Origin of the sequence: Peribacillus sp. B-H-3, assembly GCF_048572925.1 — a bacterium.
GTDB lineage: Bacteria > Bacillota > Bacilli > Bacillales > DSM-1321 > Peribacillus.
In genome coordinates, this window is record NZ_CP183879.1 from 3,326,103 (window position 1) to 3,342,357 (window position 16,255).

Genomic DNA, 16,255 nt, shown 5'->3' on the forward strand with positions numbered 1-16,255 from the left:
TACATCGACTTTTTATTATTTTTTCAAATCTCTTAAGATTTGTCAACGATACTTCTCTAATTCTTCCCAAATGTTCGCAGAAAATCACTCATTCCAGTTTAAATCCTCTGCCGCCTGCTGCAGATCGTCAAACGTGAGCTGGATAATCTCATAGCTGCTGGCATCCTGGTGCTTCCTTGCTTCCTGAAAGGCGTACTTAGGGGAACCGTCTCTTTCTTCATCATAAATAATCAGCATGCCCTCGCTTTTTCTTACCATAAACAGATTTTTCGCCTTGAGCTGCTGCGGCCCTTCATATTCTGTCCTGTATATGCTGTCAACAAAATCAGCTTTCGATAAAATTTGTCCGTAATATTCCTGGTTCTTTTCATTCCACTTATCTTCTTGCTTTAAAAAAGGGGTAATAACACCTAGTTTTAGATTTTCATACTCCTCCTGCAGTTCAAAAACAACTTCTGCTGCCCACAGCTCCGTTCCGAGTGTTCCGGAAATAATCACCCATTCCAGGCCTTCATCTGCAAGGGGAAGCAATCGATTCATAATTGCTTTCTTTATATATCTTACACCTTCATGATCATTTTTAAAAATCCCATATTCAAACGGCTTATAGCCTGTTATGTATAATACCTTCACCGGAATCCCCCTATCAAAAGAAACAAGGGCAATTAAGCCCTTGCAGCATTAGCAGCCAAATGGACGTGGCGGCGGGCACGGATTGCCGCAGATCATTTGCTGGTTATAGCATTCGTTTACTACTGAAGCCGTATGCGGGAAATAATGCTGATGCTGGAAAAGATGCTTGTTGACCGTTGTAGTGTGGCTTGGATGAATGTGAGGCACAACAGTCTTGTAAACATTTGTATTTACAAAATTCTGTGTCGGTGAGACCATTGGCGGCTGTACATTAGTAGGTCCAATATTCGCCGGGCTCACAGCTTGCGGACCCATTGGGCCTGGGCCATATCCTGCCGGGCTTACTGCTTGAGGTCCCATCGGACCTGGGCCCATACCTCCAGGCATCATCGGGCCGGGCATCATTGGGCCTGGGCCATATTCCGCCGGACTTACTGCTTGGGGTCCCATTGGGCCTGGACCGTACGGTGCACCTTTGAACGGTTTATTAGCGCCGCTATTTCGATTGAAAAAACTCATATAATTTTTCCCCTTTCGTCTTAATTCGATTACAATAACAGACTATGAGAAAAGGGGTACATCTGAACTGGTCAAAAACCTAATAATTTATAAAAAGGAATAAAAGCTGTCTTTCATCGATGAAAAGACGATAGCCGTCAGGCATATTACAACAAAAAATAAAACCAAAATAGCTTTGTACATGTTTTTCCGTCCTTATATTTTAGTAATTTATATACCATACAATTTTCCATTTTACACATAAAATTAAGCGCCTTCAACAAAAATATCAGGCAGAATATCAGGAAAATTTTTCATAAGCATGGAACATAAAAAAGAGCGGATCAGCTTTCGGGCAGTGTCCGCTTTTTAAATAAAAAATATGGAGATTAAGACATGCAGTTCAGGAAGATAACTGACGTTTTTTTGTTTTCAGCCTGTCCAGTCTTTTTTCAATTTTGGCACGATGGACAGCTTCCATTTTCATATCCGCTGTTTCCTTCAGGGCTTTCAGCGCCAATTCGGCAAAGCCTATCGCTTCGGCAGGATTTTTGAACTGATGTTCAAGAAGCTTCGAGCATTCAATGGCAGCTTCAATTTTTTGTCGCGTTTTCCCCTTTAGAGCTACCTCAGACCACTTTTCAAAGGCCGAGTCATAGCTTTTCTTTCTTTTTTCCTGATAAGCAATCGCATGCTGGGCTGTAATCCGTTCCTCATTGCTTCCTTTTTCAATCACCTGCTGATACGTGTGGAGGGCGTCCTTCTTTTCACCAAGATGATCGAGCCAACGTGCAATTTCCAGAGATTCCTCGCCATACCCGTCCAATTGCAGGATCTGGCGGGACAATTGTATATAAAGCGTAATCAGAGAAAGCACGTCCAGTTCATTATGCTTCATAATCCCGAATAAAATATCAGGGTCCTTTCTTTCAACAAAATCAAAATAAATCATGGGAGCCAGGTATCCTGGTATGTCGTTTTCCCGCTCAAATCCAAGGATTTCTGTTTCTACTGCGGATAGCTTGACTCTTTCCAGTTTATTTTTCCAAAGCCTTCTGGAAGCATGGTACAGATCGAAATGGCCAAATTCGGGAAGCTTGGGAACGTGCTCCCTGATCAGCGTGTGCCTGGTTTTCAATTGCGGCCAGTCAAAAGCTTTGCCATTATACGTAACAAGGGTTTCATAATTAATGTTTTCAAGGAAGCTGTTATATAGCGGTATTTCGCTTCCTGGCTCAGGCAGTATATGCTGGCGGACGATCACTTCATTGTCCCGGATATACGCATAACCCAGAAGGAAAATGGTATTACCGGCACCTCCCCCAAGGCCTGTTGTTTCTGTATCAAAGAAAAACAAATCCTCCATACTTAAACCCTTTGTTGAAAGCGGATGTTCCAGAACACTAGAATTCCATTCTTTTATTACGCTTTCCAGTTCGAAGAAGGTGCGGTTGCCATGTTTATGGGTTAGCGGATACCTGACTTCACGGATAAAGCAGTAATTTCCGTCCAATGTGTAAAGCTCTGTGCTGTTATTCTTCCATTTTTCTAAAAAGGGGATGTCTGTATTTTCCGGGAGCATTTGTGGCTGAATCCTTTTTTCGCTATGCACTGCCTGATTTTGATTTTGCTCCAGGTTCAAATGACTCTTCATCATATTCAATTTATTTTTAAGGTTCATGCTTATCACCTCTTAAGCGGGAAAGCTGCACGTTTGTTTCCTTTAAAAAGCATCCAGAAGCTGAATGCTTTTTTTCTTTGCAGTGATCCCTTCAATTTCCGTGCCGATGCATGACGGACAACCGTCATTACATGGGCAATTTACAATTAAATTCTTAGCAGCGGCTTTTATTTCGTCAAAACGCTTGTAGACGTCTTCTGCCAGTCCAATGCCTCCTGGATAATGATCATACAAAAAAATGGTCGGCAATTGGCTGTGGGAAGCCTTAATCTGCGAGACAACATGAATGTCATTCCGGTCGCACATGACAAGGATGGGTACGACGTGCCTGAGAACATTTGAAATTCCAAGCAGGAGCTGTTCCATGGTTTTTTCCCCTAACCCAGGATCTATTTCCTCAAGCTCAAGCCATGCTGCACTCGTATGCAGTTCCTCCTCCGGCAGGGAAATCGGGCCAGACCCAATATTCTCGAAGGTGGTAAGCTTGATTTTTTTGAAAATGGTCGGCATGGCATTTACCGTTACATCACCATAATGGACTGCCGTTTTTTCCCTTTGAACCGTTTTGTCGATTTCCAGTACCTTTAGCTGCACCGCCAGATTTGCATCTGTATAGTACTCTACGTCCACTTCCGTAACATAGGCTTTTTTATGATTCCAGTCCAGCTTTTCCACCTGGTATTGGACGCCCTCATGCAGATATATGGCTTCATCGTGCAATAATGTCATGGCACTGAAGCGATCCATTTCACCAATAATTTTCACATCATTCGTTACCGTGCGGTCTATGATCACAACATTTTCCTGTGATGCTGAACGCAGACTGATATTTGATGCGGGGAAAGACTGGTTAGCCCAATAAAAGGCTTCGCCATTATGGTGAAGAACTCTTTCTTCAACCAGGTATTCCAAAATATCGGCTACATCCATCGGCCCAAATCCCTCTCCTTCTTTAAAAGGAAGTTCATATGCGGCGCATTTTAAGTGATCCACTAAAATAATCAGGTTTTCCGGATTGATTCTTGCTGATTCTGGTGACCGGTCAAAAAAGTATTCCGGATTTTGCACAATATACTGGTCAATCGGCGATGAGCCCGCGACCATCAAAATAAGAGCTTCACCGTGGCGCCTTCCTGCACGGCCAGCCTGCTGCCATGTGCTGGCGACGCTTCCGGGATACCCTGTCATAACACAAACCTGGAGCTGCCCGATATCAACCCCTAATTCCAGTGCATTCGTGCTGACGACGCCAAGGATTTCTCCATCCCTTAAACCCCGTTCAATTTCGCGCCGCTGCTTCGGAAGATAGCCTCCGCGGTAGCCTCTAATGGATTTTGAGCCGAGCTGGTCCTTAACCAGTTCCTGTATATGGCTTAAAATAATTTCGACGCGCACCCTGCTTCTGGCGAAAACGATCGTCTGTATTTTATTTTTCAAAAAGTTTTTTGCCAGATTGTTAACTTCTGCCGTAGCACTTCTTCGAATATTTAATGGCTTATTGACTACAGGCGGATTATAAAACACGAAATGCTTTCTTCCTCTTGGAGCACCATTATCATCTATCAGCCTCATAGGATTTCCTGTCAGCTGTTCGGCCAGTTCCTTCGGGTTTGCTATTGTGGCGGATGTGCAAATGAAAATAGGGCTGCTGCCATAAAAGCTGCATATTCTTTTCAGCCTGCGTATCACATTTGCCACATGGCTGCCAAAAACTCCCCGGTACGTATGAAGCTCGTCTATCACAATGTACTTCAGGTTTTCAAAAAGGCTTACCCATTTTGTATGATGCGGGAGGATAGCTGAATGAAGCATATCAGGATTAGTAATAACAATATGTCCTGCCTTCCTGACAGCCTGTCTGATAGCAGGTGAAGTGTCGCCGTCATAGGTATAGCTTTTTATGTCTATTCCCATTTCATCAATAATCTCATTCAGCTCACTTTTCTGATCCTGTGCCAGTGCTTTAGTCGGGAATATATATAGGGCCCTATTTGCATCATTGTCCGCAATGGACTGCAATACAGGAAGATTATAGCAAAGTGTTTTTCCTGATGCCGTTGGAGTTACAGCGACAATATTTTCGCCATTTTGAAGTGTTTCATAGGCAGTATGCTGGTGGCTGTATAATTCGCTTATTCCCCTCTTTTGCAGGGCATTCTTGATCCTGCTGTCTATACTTCGGGGCATCGGCCGGCTTTTCGCTTCCTGCGGCTCGATTTCATGCCAATTTATAATATTTTCATTATGTCTTAGTTCTTCAATTAACTCTGAAAGTGATTTCTTTTTTATCATATTGGAGCCACCTCTATAAATAGTGTACCGAATATTTGTTTGGCTGCCTAGCGGTTTGTTTTAACATAACGCTGTTTTCGTAAACTTTGCTGCTATGAAACAAGGTGGCTGATTTCCGCTCCAGGATGCTCGTTTTCTGCGGTGCGGGCGGTGAGCAACCTCGCCTGCGCCTGCGGGGTATCACCTCCCCGCTAATCTAAGCAGTAGTCTCGCATATTACGCTCCAACCAGCCTGTTGGCCTCACAGAGCTCATTAAAAAACAACAAGCTTTAAGAAAAGAGCCTAACTTAATAAAAAGCGCCTTTCCCTGCGGCTGCCTGGCCCGGCAATCCCGCTGCAATTGACAGCCGTTTTAAAATCAGCATTATAAATTTATAAAATCAAAGAACTGATTCACTTTTTCGGCACCTGTGCATAGGCTATTGTAGAGAAATTTTTAGAAAGGGGCGTTTGTTTTGTCATCTTCTGAAAAAAAAGAACCTAAGGAGCCTCTGCATAGGGAAATGGTTACAGGCTTTGTTAATTCAATGGATCGGCTTTTTACAGAAAGGCCAATTAAAGGATTTTTGCAGTCCATGGATGAATTTTTCGCCTCAGATCGTTCTTTTCCAGTAGAAGTAGCGGAAACAGATACCGAATATAAAATTTCTGCCACACTTCCCGGGGTTAAGAGACAGGATATTGACATAGAAATACTTTCACAGGCAGTCGTGATTTCTGTAAAAAACCAACAGAGCCTGACTGAGCATAATGAAACACAGGGATTATTCCGTAAAAGACAAAGCTTTAACAGAATGTCTAAAACCGTAAATTTGCCTCTTCCTCTCGATGAAACCAAAATAAGTGCAAACCATAGAGATGGAATCCTCATCATAAATGTTCCAAAAATAAAGGGAAACCGCATCAGCATTAACGATTAAGAGTAAGTGCTGGAGTTTTTTTCAAGGGCATTGCCTATTAGAATGATAAAGAAAAAGGGAAAGCAGGATTTCACACTGCTTTCCCTTTCAATTATCGGACTGTATTTTCCGCTGCTAACAGCCCTGCCTGCCGTGACAGCGCCTTAAACCCAGGACGCTATTTATGGCGCTGGCTGGTTATTTATACTTTAAAAATGCTGCCGACTCCTTTAACCATGGATGATACCTGGTTCATAGTGCTCATCATCTGACCGGCAGTATTCATCATTTTATTAATATCGATGGAACCATCCTGTGTTTTAAACTGATTCAGCACCGAACCTATCCCGGAAGATTGTGGTTTTTGCATGAACTGCTGTTTGGGATAAGGATTGGGATTGAAAGCCTGCTGCAGGCTTGATGGAGCTTTTTTTGCTCCCTGCTGCAGGGGGTTTGTAAATGGGCTGAAGGACTGTCCTGCATTATGCATCGGGAAATTGTTCTGCTGATATGGGGCTGCATGGCCATTTACAGGCATCGCTGGCTGTGCCTGCTGCATAAAGGGATGATAGCTTCCGTATTGCTCCCCCATGCCATACGGCCCCGGCATATGCTGATAAGGGCTATAATAGTGATGATTTCCTGGCTGGTAATAAGGCATAGCTTGCTGCTGCGGTTCATTCCAGTAACCAGGATTGGGCATATACGCACTGCTGTTTCTTTGATCCATAATATTCATGGATCCATCCTCCTTCTTATGGCATTAGCTGATATACTATATGACATTAGAAGAGGAATGGTGAGCAGCAAAAAATTCCGGTCAAGAACCGGAAAGTTTTGCGTTTATCTCGGATAATGTGTTATTAAGGATGAACAGGATCGATTGGACATGGCTTTTAAATCTTTTATAGCTGGTTTTCGGAAAAAATGCCTGTACAGCTACATCTGATAAATTGTCTGCGGTTTGTTCAATCTGCTGGGGATAGAGGTGTGTAAAGGACTCGGATTTCATCCATTCCTTCATTTGTATGACCCATTCTTTTGCCGCTTGATGTACTTTATCAGCAAAGGGCTTAACCTCCCCGTAAAAATCTTTTTCTGCCCCTTCTTCCCGGACCGAGTCATAAATTTTGTCGGCGGCCTGGCAAAAGCCTATTAGCTGCTGTGTCAGCTCCTGGATTTCTCTTTTATTCTGCATACTTGCTCCTCTGTTTTTATTAAAGTATAATCTTTTCGCGCAAAAAAAAACACCCTGGAAGGATAACAATTGCGGAATCCCCTTTTAAAGGTGCAAAGATTTTTTAAGGATTAAGGAAAAGCTTCGAAACCTTAGGCTGGTCATCATTATCCCCATCCCCACCATGGTTTTAAAATCCTAATTTTGGATTAGCAAGCAATGGGTGATTGCCTGATTTTTCCGCCTTCATTAAATATGACTGGCTGGTATCCCCTTTTGTATTCCATTTTTCCTCTATTCTTTCTAATTGCTGCTGAGCTGAATGAACCATCTTATACTGATTGCTCCACAGCCTGCAGCGTTCTGTATTAATTGTTTCGTCAATGCTTTGCTCAAGCTCATCCAGGCTATCTGAAATGGCAGCGATCAGACACAAAATTTCTTCAGCGGACGCTTTATTGTTCATGCCCATGCCTCCCTTAGTCTTTACATGTATTATTCTTGCCTGGGCTCCTCACCCCTTCCAAGATGACAAAACTAGTATCTAATCGGCAAAGAAAGTAACATCAGCATAAATTTTTCGCTGTTTCGACAAACCTGAAGAATGGACGTCGACAGATTTACTTAAACTACTTTATAGGAGGTGTGTAAAAATGAATAAAACAAACAGCAAGCAAGAAGAAATTAAAAAGAATCAGCCTGAAAAAAATAGCCAAAAGGGCTATGGTGATAAAAAGCTGAACGGTCCAGACCGTCCATCAACCTAAGCAGCATCAATCATTATAGTTTCGGGCCGCTTTTCTTACAGCAGAAAATTGCCAAAAGCCATCGCGGCCTGAAGCTGCTTTTGCTTCTCTTTGTACCAGCTGGTTAATAGAACTTCCTCTGTTATAGAAGGAGGAGAAAACCAGCTTTTCTTTATTTTCCTTTTTTGGTCCCATTGGCCGATGCTTCTATTTTTGTGGCTGATTAGCGGATAGGCTAATCTTAAAAAAGGGGTCTCCCTCAGCTTGTAATAAGGAAAAAAACGTTCATAATCATATCTTGATCCAGTCGGTTCCGTTTTCAAGGAAAATAGATAAAAATCCTGAAATAAATCTTTTGAAAATAAAATAGATGCAAGCCTTTTTCCCAGTTCAATTCTTGCATCAGCCCTCCGGAAGTTAGAAACTGATGCCCCGTACAATTCTCCGTTTACAGTAGGAAAAAGAACGGTGCTGTAATGGAAATGATCCTGGATATTGAATAACAGCGAACGAAAAACCGGAATCTTAAAATTCTTATTTTTTATAACAGGCTCTTCTATCAAGTTTTGTTCGTTTATAATTTGGGAATACATGAGGCGCGTGCCGTCTCTCTCCCTCCAGTATCGGAACCATTCTTCTTCCATGAATCTTGAAATGCAGAAATATCTGCTTAAATGAAACAAAGGCACCCTGAGCTTCGTCGAATAATGATAAAGAAGCAATTGCGGAAATGCGTCCCGGAAAATGAGCCAGTTCGCTTCTTCGTAGGCCATAAATAAAGAATGCCTGTACTCAGGCGACAGTATTCTAGGCATCCAGTATCCCTGAAGGTCACAAATATTCCATCCTGCATTCCTAGAAACCATAGAAGCCAAAAAGGCCCATTTTATTTCAGGATGAACGGAAAAAAATGTACTATAGGCTTTGGTCCTTGAGATATTATCACTATTCCCTTTTTCTGTTCTCTCTTTTATTCTATAAAGGATCTTCATTTCATCGTCCAAAAGATCGGGCGGAAGGCTGCGGCCATTCATTGTATAGCACCTCACAATCGCACATTTCAGGCAGTAAACCCGCTTTCCAGATATTTCTCATACTTATCTTTTTAAGTTGCGGGTAGAATTATTCACTATCCCCCCTATTTTTTTGCTATCATAGAACAGTGAAAAAAGGAGGGGCATTCATGGCATTTCATTATCCAAACGGGCGAAGGTTCACTCCCGGGCCAGATAAAACAGCGGTCAACCCAATGAAGAAGGCGAATTACAGCAACAGGGGAATGACATTGGAGGATGATTTAAATGACACAAATGAATTCTATCTCGCTAATGGAATAGCTGTTGTCCATAAAAAACCCACACCTGTACAGATTGTTGATGTTCATTATCCAAAAAGAAGCGCAGCCGTCATCAAAGAGGCCTATTTCAAGCAGGCATCAACTACAGACTATAATGGTGTGTATAAAGGGAGATATATTGATTTTGAAGCTAAGGAAACACAAAGCCTCACTTCCTTTCCGCTTAAAAATTTTCACGAACATCAAATCAGGCATATGAAAAGCGTCACAGACCAAGGAGGCATTGCTTTTGTCATTATCAGGTTTTCCTCCAGCGATGAAATCTATATGATGGATGCACCGCAGCTCGTGATTTTCTGGGAACGCATGGAATCAGGAGGCAGAAAGTCTATATCCAAGGAAGAGGTACAAAATAGCTCAATTAAGATTCCGCTTGGCTTTCAGCCGAGAATTGACTATATTAAAGTAATAGATTCTTTCCTTAACGGAAAAATTTAGATTTGTTGTACTAAGAAAGGCAGGTAGCTGTAATGGCTGAACAATATAATTCGAGACAAGAGCGCCGTAAACAGGCCCAGTCGCAGAAAAAAGGCAAAAAAAAATCCGGGGGCCTTTTCAAACGGATTTTTCTCATCCTTATCACACTGGGGATAATTGGCATGATAGCAGGCGGTGCAACATTCGCCTATTTCGTCAGCGGTGCGCCTAAGCTCGATGAAAAGCTTTTAAGAGATCCAATTTCGTCCAAGATTTATGACAAAGACAATAAGTTAATTAAAGAAGTCGGGGTTGAGAAACGCGACTATGTAACCTACGACCAGATACCGAAGCAAGTAGAGGACGCTGTTTTGGCTACAGAGGATGCACGCTTTTACAAGCATCACGGCATTGACTTCCTGCGCCTTGGCAAAGCGGTCATCGCCAACTTCACCAACGGCTTCGGTTCACAGGGTGCGAGTACCCTGACACAGCAGGTAGTGAAACGCTCTTATCTGACAGCAGATAAGACCATCAAAAGGAAAGTCCAGGAAATGTGGCTATCCTTCCAGCTCGAGCAAAAATATACTAAGCATGAAATTTTTGAAATGTATGTGAATAAAATCTATTATTCCGAAAAGGCAAATGGAATTGAAACAGCATCCAAAACCTATTACGGCAAAGATCTGAAGCATTTAAAGCTTAATGAAATTGCCCTTCTTGTAGGACTTCCGCAAAGCCCGAACAGATTCAATCCTTATGAACACCCGGATCTTGCAGAGAAGCGGCGGAATGTCGTCCTGTACCTGATGAATAAGCATGGCTATATCACCAAAGATCAAATGGTGAAAGCACAAGCTATTCCTGTTGCAAAAGGACTTAAGAAAAAGAGTGAAACATCAAAAAACACAAAACCATATGATGCTTACATCGATCAGGTTATTAAAGAAGTAGAAAAAATGGGAGATTATAATGTCGCTACAGACGGTTTGGAAATCCATACCACCCTGGACCGCGATGCCCAGAAATATCTATATAAAATGCTGAATACTAATGAAATCATCCAATTTCCAAATGAAAAACTGCAGGCAGGCGTCACCCTCCTTGACACGAAAACTGGAGAAATCCAAGCAATCGGCGGAGGCAGAAACACCAAAGTGGCACGCGGGTTTAATTACGCGACAGATGCCCAGCGCCAGCCAGGATCCACCATTAAGCCGATCCTAGATTACGGGCCTGCTGTGGAATATCTGAACTGGTCCACTTACCAGCAAATAACGGATGAGCCTTACCATTTTTCTAATGGCACTCCATTGAAAAATGCTTCAGGCACATATCATGGCACAATGACCATCCGCGAAGCGCTGGCACGTTCATTGAACATCCCTGCGGTTAAAACAATCCAGCAGGTTGGCTTGAAAAAAGCGCAAAGCTTTGCAACAGGCCTTGGGATCCCGCTTCCTGAAATATATGAATCCTATGCAATCGGCGGCATGAATAAAGGTATTTCTTCCATGCAGCTGGCAGGTGCTTACAGCGCATTCGGAAACGGCGGCATTTATAACAAACCGCATACTGTAACAAAAATTGTACTGAGAGATCATACTACAATTAAAAATAAAATCACATCAAAACCAGTGATGAAGGATTCTACTGCTTTCATCATCTCAGACATGCTGAAAAGCGTCTTAAAAGAAAGCTACGGTACGGGCGTCCTCGCCAATGTGCCTGGCATGGATGTCGCAGGCAAAACAGGTTCAACCAACTTTGAGGCCAGCGACCGCCAAAAGTATAATATCCCTTCTGACGGTGTCCCTGACAGCTGGATGGCCGGATATTCGACCAACTATACAATTGCCGTATGGGAAGGCTACGATACTGACACATCAAGCAAAACAAAGGATTATGTAGGAAGGCAATCACAGACGATTCCAAAGAAAATCTTTAAGAATCTGATGGAGCATGTTTCACAGAATAAGGAAACAAAGGATTTCAAACAGCCAAACAGCGTGGTTAAGGTTCCTGTTGTTAAAGGAACAAATCCGCCAATGCTGGCTAGCGATTATACGCCTAGCGATAAAATCAGCTATGAGTACTTCGTAAAAGGCCATCAGCCTACTCAAGTTACCAAACAGTATGACAAAATTTCTGCTCCTTCTGGTTTAAGTGCATCATTTGACCAGACAGCGAACGAGATTAGCCTTAATTGGGGCTATGATTCTGGCAAAAATGCCGATTTTGAAGTGAAGGTTTCAATAGACGGCGGATCAGATCAGGTATTATCACAATCCGGGGACAAAGGATTGAAAATACCTAATCCTACACCAGGAAGCAAATATACGTTTACTGTGACAGCCATTGCGGACGGACAAAGAAGCGATCCAGCTTCAACCTCTGTTAAAATCCCGGATGCCGCCCAAACGGAACCTGGGACAGATAATGGAACCACCCCTCCTGGAGAAGATAATAACCAGGGCGGAGATAATAATGGTACAGGTGACGGTACCGGAACCGGAACCGGAGACGGATCTGGCACTGACAATGGAACCGGCGGTACTGGTGACGGTACCGGAACCGGAAATGGTTCTGATAATGGAACCGGCGGTGGTACTGGATCTGGATCTGGCAATGGAACCGGTGATGGTTCAGGAACCGGCGATGGATCTGGAACCGGAACTGGTTCTGATAATGGAACCGGCGGCGGAACTGGTTCTGACAAAGGCTCCGGCGACGGTTCTGGCGGGACGACTCCACCCGGAGATACTAATCCTAAGCCTGGAGACACTAAACCAAAACCTGGAGACACTAAACCAAAGCCTGGAGATACTAATCCTAAGCCTAAACCTGGAAAAGGACCTGACAGCCAGCCAGATGCTGCTGCCGGAAACTAAGAGACTTCATGAACTAAAAGAAAAAGCATCGGCATATGAAACATGCCGATGCTTTTTCTTTATTTCCCCTATTTAAACGTGCCCAAACAGCTCATTTTTAAAAAAGCACGGCAGACAATTAAATGTCTGCCGTGCTTTTTTTCTCCGTTCAACTTCGTATATTTTTAAGAGCCAGAGTTTTATAAAATTGCTTTTCTAGCTCCTGCATCAATTCACTGAGCTGAATAAATGAAGAAAAGTGTGAAGGGCTGCTGAGGATGAATTCAAGCCTTTCTATAGCATTTACCGGTTTCACCGCAAATCCCCCAGCTTCCCTCTGCAAGCCCTTAAGATTAACAGGGATTCCATTCAGCCAAAATAGAGAGCTCAGCAGCCAGGACATTGCCTGCTTCATTGGTTCATGTGCTTCTTTGGCATAACGCCCTGCAAATAGTAACCTGATGCTTTGTTCTGATTTCTTCCACTCTTTCAGCATATCTTTTATCGGAATCTCCGGCGAGCTCCAAGGCTGATATCCCTCTACCCCGTTGCCATACAGCATTTCATAGGGAAATGGAACTGCTGCATCAGGAAACCTCCAAATCTGAAAATCCTGCACCTCAATACTCTTTGAATCATGATCATACAGCGGATGAAAGAGAGCTTCCGGAACACAAAGAAGCTGTTTGCCGTTCATATAATGGCCTTCCCTTTCATCCTTTTCTTCCCCTCGCGGCACAGCTCAAGCAAAGGGCATGTCTCACATTTTGGAGACTGTGCCTTGCAATGGTACCTTCCAAAAAATATCATCCGGTGATGTGTCAGTGACCACTCTTCTTTTGGCACCTTGTTCATCAAGGTTTTTTCGACCTCTAGGACACTGTCTTTCCACCTGCAGATCCCAAGTCTTTTACTGACTCTCTCAACATGTGTATCAACGGCAATGGCAGGGACGTTATATGCTACCGAAACCACCACATTTGCCGTCTTCCTTCCCACTCCCGGCAAGTTAGTCAGCTCATCTCTGTCTCTTGGAACCACATGATTGTACTGCTCAATAAGCATTCTTGAAAGCTTTTGAATATTTTTGGCTTTGTTTCTGTAAAGCCCGATGGAGCGTATGTCATTTTCAAGCTCCTCCACAGGGACATTCAAGTAGTCCTCTGGGGTTTTATATTTCATAAAAAGATCTTTAGTCACCTTATTGACAAGAACATCTGTACATTGCGCCGACAGGGCAACGGCAATCACCAATTCAAACGGATTGGAATGATTGAGCTCGCAATGTGCATCAGGAAACATTTCCCCCATCGCGTCAAGGCAAATGCGGATTTGAGCTTTGTTCAGCATAAAAGACTCCTTTGAATCAAAATATCATTTTATCTTCACTGTTCAAGCCAATTATAAAACGGGACATCTTTGTCAGCAGCATATGGCTCTGTTTTTTTATCCTTTTTTTGGTAGGACCTGAATTTCTGCCCCTGCGACTTGGCCTGATCCAGTGTCTTCACACCATTTTTCTTCCATTCAAACAATATCCGGTCTATGTACCGAAAGTTGAGTTTACCGGAAATGACTGACTCCCTGAGAGCCGCCTTAATAATATCAGGATGATGTTCATCCTCCATCCACATAGCAAGCGTTTCACATTCAAATGGAGACAGTGGGCGGCCGAATTCCTGCTCGAACACCGTATATAGGTTGTCGCTTTTTTCCTGCTCCTGCCCCGTCTCCTGCTGTTTAATCGTCATCAGGAAGCACTCCAGCATTTTTTCGTAAAATGGCTCTAACGAATAGCTTTCATGTCCGACTGATTGATTATTTTCTTCTTCAATCTTTATGAAGCCCCTCTGCATCAGCCGCTGAATTAAGAAAAGACATTCCGATTCCTGAAATGTCATCCTTTCTGAAAGCTGTGATGGAGTAGGAAAGCCGTTTCCGCTCTCTATAAAGTTTTGAAGCTGCATCAGCAGCATAACATCCTGTTCATTTAGCCCCATGGTTTTATAATGAGAAAAAAGAAATGAAGGAAATGTAACCGTTCCTTCTTTAAACCAAGCGTATAACTTTTCCATTATCATTTAAGACACCTCTTCATAAGTATAACATGAATACATCTGTTTGGAGTATCCATCATGGGAGGGAAACTTTTTACATTGCCGGAATTTTAAGCCCTCCAAAAACAGTCAAAGGCAGGAAAAAGCGGCATCTGCCAAGAGGCAAATACCGCTTTATGATTATGGATAAAGTCTGTTTAAAAGCCTTGGGAATGGAATGGTTTCACGAACATGTTCAACGCCGCTGAGCCAGGCAACTGTGCGTTCAAGGCCTAAACCAAAGCCCGAGTGAGGCACAGAGCCAAACTTCCTGAGTTCTGTATACCATTTATAGGCGTCCTTGCTTAATTTATGCTCTTCAATGCGCTGTTCGAGCAAATCATAATCATGGATCCGCTCAGATCCCCCAATGATTTCCCCGTACCCTTCTGGAGCTATCATATCTGCACACAGCACAACTTCAGGCCGGTTAGGGTCAGGCTGCATATAAAACGGCTTGAGTGATGTTGGATAATGGGTAATGAAAACAGGGCTGTCAAAACTTTCAGCGATGGCTGTTTCATGCGGCGAACCAAAATCGTCTCCCCACTGGATATCCTCAAAGCCTTTTTCATGAAGGAACTTTAAAGCATCATCATAGGTAATGCGCGGAAACGGCGCTTTGATTTTTTCAAGCTTAGAAATATCGCGTCCAAGCGTATTCAGTTCCAGCTGGCAATTTTTTAGAACAGACTGAATGATGTAAGCTACATATTCTTCCTGAACCTTAAGATTATCTTCAAATTCATAAAAAGCCATTTCTGGTTCGATCATCCAAAACTCGATTAAATGGCGGCGGGTCTTGGACTTTTCTGCCCGGAAAGTCGGGCCGAAGGAGAATACTTTACCAAGGGCCATAGCAGTGGCTTCCATATAAAGCTGTCCGCTCTGTGACAGGAAGGCATCTTCTTCGAAGTATTTGGTTGCAAACAGCTCTGTGGTTCCTTCTGGTGCGCTTCCAGTGAGAATTGGCGGATCCACCTTGACGAATCCTTCGTTATTGAAGAACTCATATGTAGCACGGATAATTTCATTTCTAATCTTCATCACAGCATGCTGGCGCTTTGAACGAAGCCATAAATGGCGGTTATCCAGCAAAAATTCCGGTCCATGGGCTTTAGGAGTGATCGGATAATCGACAGCCTCATGAATCACTTCTACATCATTTACCTGCAGCTCAAATCCGAATGGTGAACGCTCGTCTTTTTGCACGGTTCCTGTAACATACAGGGAAGTTTCCTGGGTCAGCGATTTTGCTTTTGCAAAAATTTCTTCCCCGACTTCCTCTTTCACTACGACTCCTTGAATGAAGCCGGAGCCATCACGCAGCTGAAGAAATGCTATCTTCCCGCTCGAACGTTTATTGGCCAGCCAGCATCCAATTGTTACCTGCTGATCTACATATTTACTTGCTTCTTTTATAGTAATTTTCACGTTCAATTTCCCTCCAAATTGCTTTCCGATAAGGAATTAACCTACTTCATTATACATTTCACAAATAGTACAGGCAAATATTATTTGAATATATCCCCATCTGGGCATTTTGCCTATAAAAATGCCTGTGCAGGCTGCTGCGCCCAAAACGGGT

15 protein-coding genes are annotated in these 16,255 nt (G+C 43.1%); 3 read left to right on the top strand and 12 right to left on the bottom strand.

The features are described 5' to 3' along the window. Positions 1–84 precede the first annotated feature (84 nt). The 4 genes from ACN6MY_RS16525 to ACN6MY_RS16540 form a co-directional block, all read right to left on the bottom strand. A complete protein-coding gene (locus ACN6MY_RS16525; RefSeq protein WP_419881171.1) occupies positions 85–633 on the bottom strand; it encodes an SLOG family protein in 549 nt (182 codons plus the stop codon). 48 nt (positions 634–681) lie between these two features. Further along, entirely contained in the window at positions 682–1,152 is a 471-nt protein-coding gene (locus ACN6MY_RS16530) for a CotD family spore coat protein (protein ID WP_419881172.1), read from the bottom strand. A 382-nt stretch (positions 1,153–1,534) separates the two neighbouring features. Beyond that, positions 1,535–2,812, bottom strand: coding sequence for a ribonuclease H-like domain-containing protein (locus tag ACN6MY_RS16535; protein WP_419881173.1), 1,278 nt, complete (start codon positions 2,810–2,812; stop codon positions 1,535–1,537). A gap of 42 nt (positions 2,813–2,854) precedes the next feature. Next, on the bottom strand, positions 2,855–5,101 hold the full coding sequence (locus tag ACN6MY_RS16540) for a DEAD/DEAH box helicase (RefSeq protein WP_419884193.1): 2,247 nt from the start codon (positions 5,099–5,101) through the stop codon (positions 2,855–2,857). Positions 5,102–5,560: 459 nt separating this feature from the next. Between ACN6MY_RS16540 and ACN6MY_RS16545 the strand changes: the two genes are divergently transcribed. Further along, on the top strand, positions 5,561–6,025 hold the full coding sequence (locus tag ACN6MY_RS16545; protein ID WP_419881174.1) for an Hsp20/alpha crystallin family protein: 465 nt from the start codon (positions 5,561–5,563) through the stop codon (positions 6,023–6,025). A gap of 181 nt (positions 6,026–6,206) precedes the next feature. On the opposite strand, the gene ACN6MY_RS16550 is transcribed toward ACN6MY_RS16545, so the two are convergent. The 4 genes from ACN6MY_RS16550 to ACN6MY_RS16565 form a co-directional block, all read right to left on the bottom strand. Continuing rightward, positions 6,207–6,743, bottom strand: a complete 537-nt coding sequence (locus tag ACN6MY_RS16550) for a YppG family protein (RefSeq protein ID WP_419881175.1) — start codon at positions 6,741–6,743, stop codon at positions 6,207–6,209. An 81-nt stretch (positions 6,744–6,824) separates the two neighbouring features. After that, positions 6,825–7,202: a YppE family protein gene (locus ACN6MY_RS16555; protein WP_419881176.1), complete on the bottom strand. Its 378-nt coding sequence runs from the start codon at positions 7,200–7,202 to the stop codon at positions 6,825–6,827. Positions 7,203–7,371: 169 nt separating this feature from the next. Continuing rightward, entirely contained in the window at positions 7,372–7,647 is a 276-nt protein-coding gene (locus ACN6MY_RS16560; protein WP_419881177.1) for a hypothetical protein, read from the bottom strand. A gap of 336 nt (positions 7,648–7,983) precedes the next feature. Next, positions 7,984–8,961, bottom strand: a complete 978-nt coding sequence (locus tag ACN6MY_RS16565; RefSeq protein ID WP_419881178.1) for a DUF2515 family protein — start codon at positions 8,959–8,961, stop codon at positions 7,984–7,986. Between the two features lie 149 nt (positions 8,962–9,110). Here ACN6MY_RS16565 and recU point away from each other — a divergent pair, with 149 nt between their 5' ends. Next, entirely contained in the window at positions 9,111–9,722 is a 612-nt protein-coding gene (gene recU / locus ACN6MY_RS16570; protein WP_419881179.1) for a Holliday junction resolvase RecU, read from the top strand. A gap of 32 nt (positions 9,723–9,754) precedes the next feature. After that, positions 9,755–12,592, top strand: a complete 2,838-nt coding sequence (locus ACN6MY_RS16575; protein WP_419881180.1) for a PBP1A family penicillin-binding protein — start codon at positions 9,755–9,757, stop codon at positions 12,590–12,592. A 148-nt stretch (positions 12,593–12,740) separates the two neighbouring features. Here the strand turns inward: ACN6MY_RS16575 and ACN6MY_RS16580 are convergent, their stop codons facing one another. The 4 genes from ACN6MY_RS16580 to asnS all read right to left on the bottom strand — a co-directional run bounded on the left by ACN6MY_RS16580 (position 12,741) and on the right by asnS (position 16,101). Further along, entirely contained in the window at positions 12,741–13,268 is a 528-nt protein-coding gene (locus tag ACN6MY_RS16580) for a YpoC family protein (protein ID WP_419881181.1), read from the bottom strand. Continuing rightward, positions 13,265–13,921: an endonuclease III gene (gene nth / locus ACN6MY_RS16585; RefSeq protein WP_419881182.1), complete on the bottom strand. Its 657-nt coding sequence runs from the start codon at positions 13,919–13,921 to the stop codon at positions 13,265–13,267. The genes ACN6MY_RS16580 and nth overlap by 4 nt, the downstream gene beginning before the upstream one ends. A gap of 35 nt (positions 13,922–13,956) precedes the next feature. Continuing rightward, positions 13,957–14,652, bottom strand: coding sequence for a DnaD domain protein (locus tag ACN6MY_RS16590; protein ID WP_419881183.1), 696 nt, complete (start codon positions 14,650–14,652; stop codon positions 13,957–13,959). Between the two features lie 156 nt (positions 14,653–14,808). Further along, a complete protein-coding gene (gene asnS / locus ACN6MY_RS16595; RefSeq protein WP_419881184.1) occupies positions 14,809–16,101 on the bottom strand; it encodes an asparagine--tRNA ligase in 1,293 nt (430 codons plus the stop codon). Between the last annotated feature and the right edge of the window lie 154 nt (positions 16,102–16,255).

Bases quoted from the DNA above. Each gene is read 5' to 3' on its own strand.
- ACN6MY_RS16530 (WP_419881172.1), bottom strand. From the start codon at position 1,152: ATGAGTTTTTTCAATCGAAATAGCGGCGCTAATAAACCGTTCAAAGGT.
- ACN6MY_RS16535 (WP_419881173.1), bottom strand. From the start codon at position 2,812: ATGAACCTTAAAAATAAATTGAATATGATGAAGAGTCATTTGAACCTG.
- ACN6MY_RS16550 (WP_419881175.1), bottom strand. From the start codon at position 6,743: ATGAATATTATGGATCAAAGAAACAGCAGTGCGTATATGCCCAATCCT.
- ACN6MY_RS16555 (WP_419881176.1), bottom strand. From the start codon at position 7,202: ATGCAGAATAAAAGAGAAATCCAGGAGCTGACACAGCAGCTAATAGGC.
- ACN6MY_RS16560 (WP_419881177.1), bottom strand. From the start codon at position 7,647: ATGAACAATAAAGCGTCCGCTGAAGAAATTTTGTGTCTGATCGCTGCC.
- ACN6MY_RS16565 (WP_419881178.1), bottom strand. From the start codon at position 8,961: ATGAATGGCCGCAGCCTTCCGCCCGATCTTTTGGACGATGAAATGAAG.
- recU (WP_419881179.1), top strand. From the start codon at position 9,111: ATGGCATTTCATTATCCAAACGGGCGAAGGTTCACTCCCGGGCCAGAT.
- ACN6MY_RS16575 (WP_419881180.1), top strand. From the start codon at position 9,755: ATGGCTGAACAATATAATTCGAGACAAGAGCGCCGTAAACAGGCCCAG.
- ACN6MY_RS16580 (WP_419881181.1), bottom strand. From the start codon at position 13,268: ATGAACGGCAAACAGCTTCTTTGTGTTCCGGAAGCTCTCTTTCATCCG.
- nth (WP_419881182.1), bottom strand. From the start codon at position 13,921: ATGCTGAACAAAGCTCAAATCCGCATTTGCCTTGACGCGATGGGGGAA.
- ACN6MY_RS16590 (WP_419881183.1), bottom strand. From the start codon at position 14,652: ATGATAATGGAAAAGTTATACGCTTGGTTTAAAGAAGGAACGGTTACA.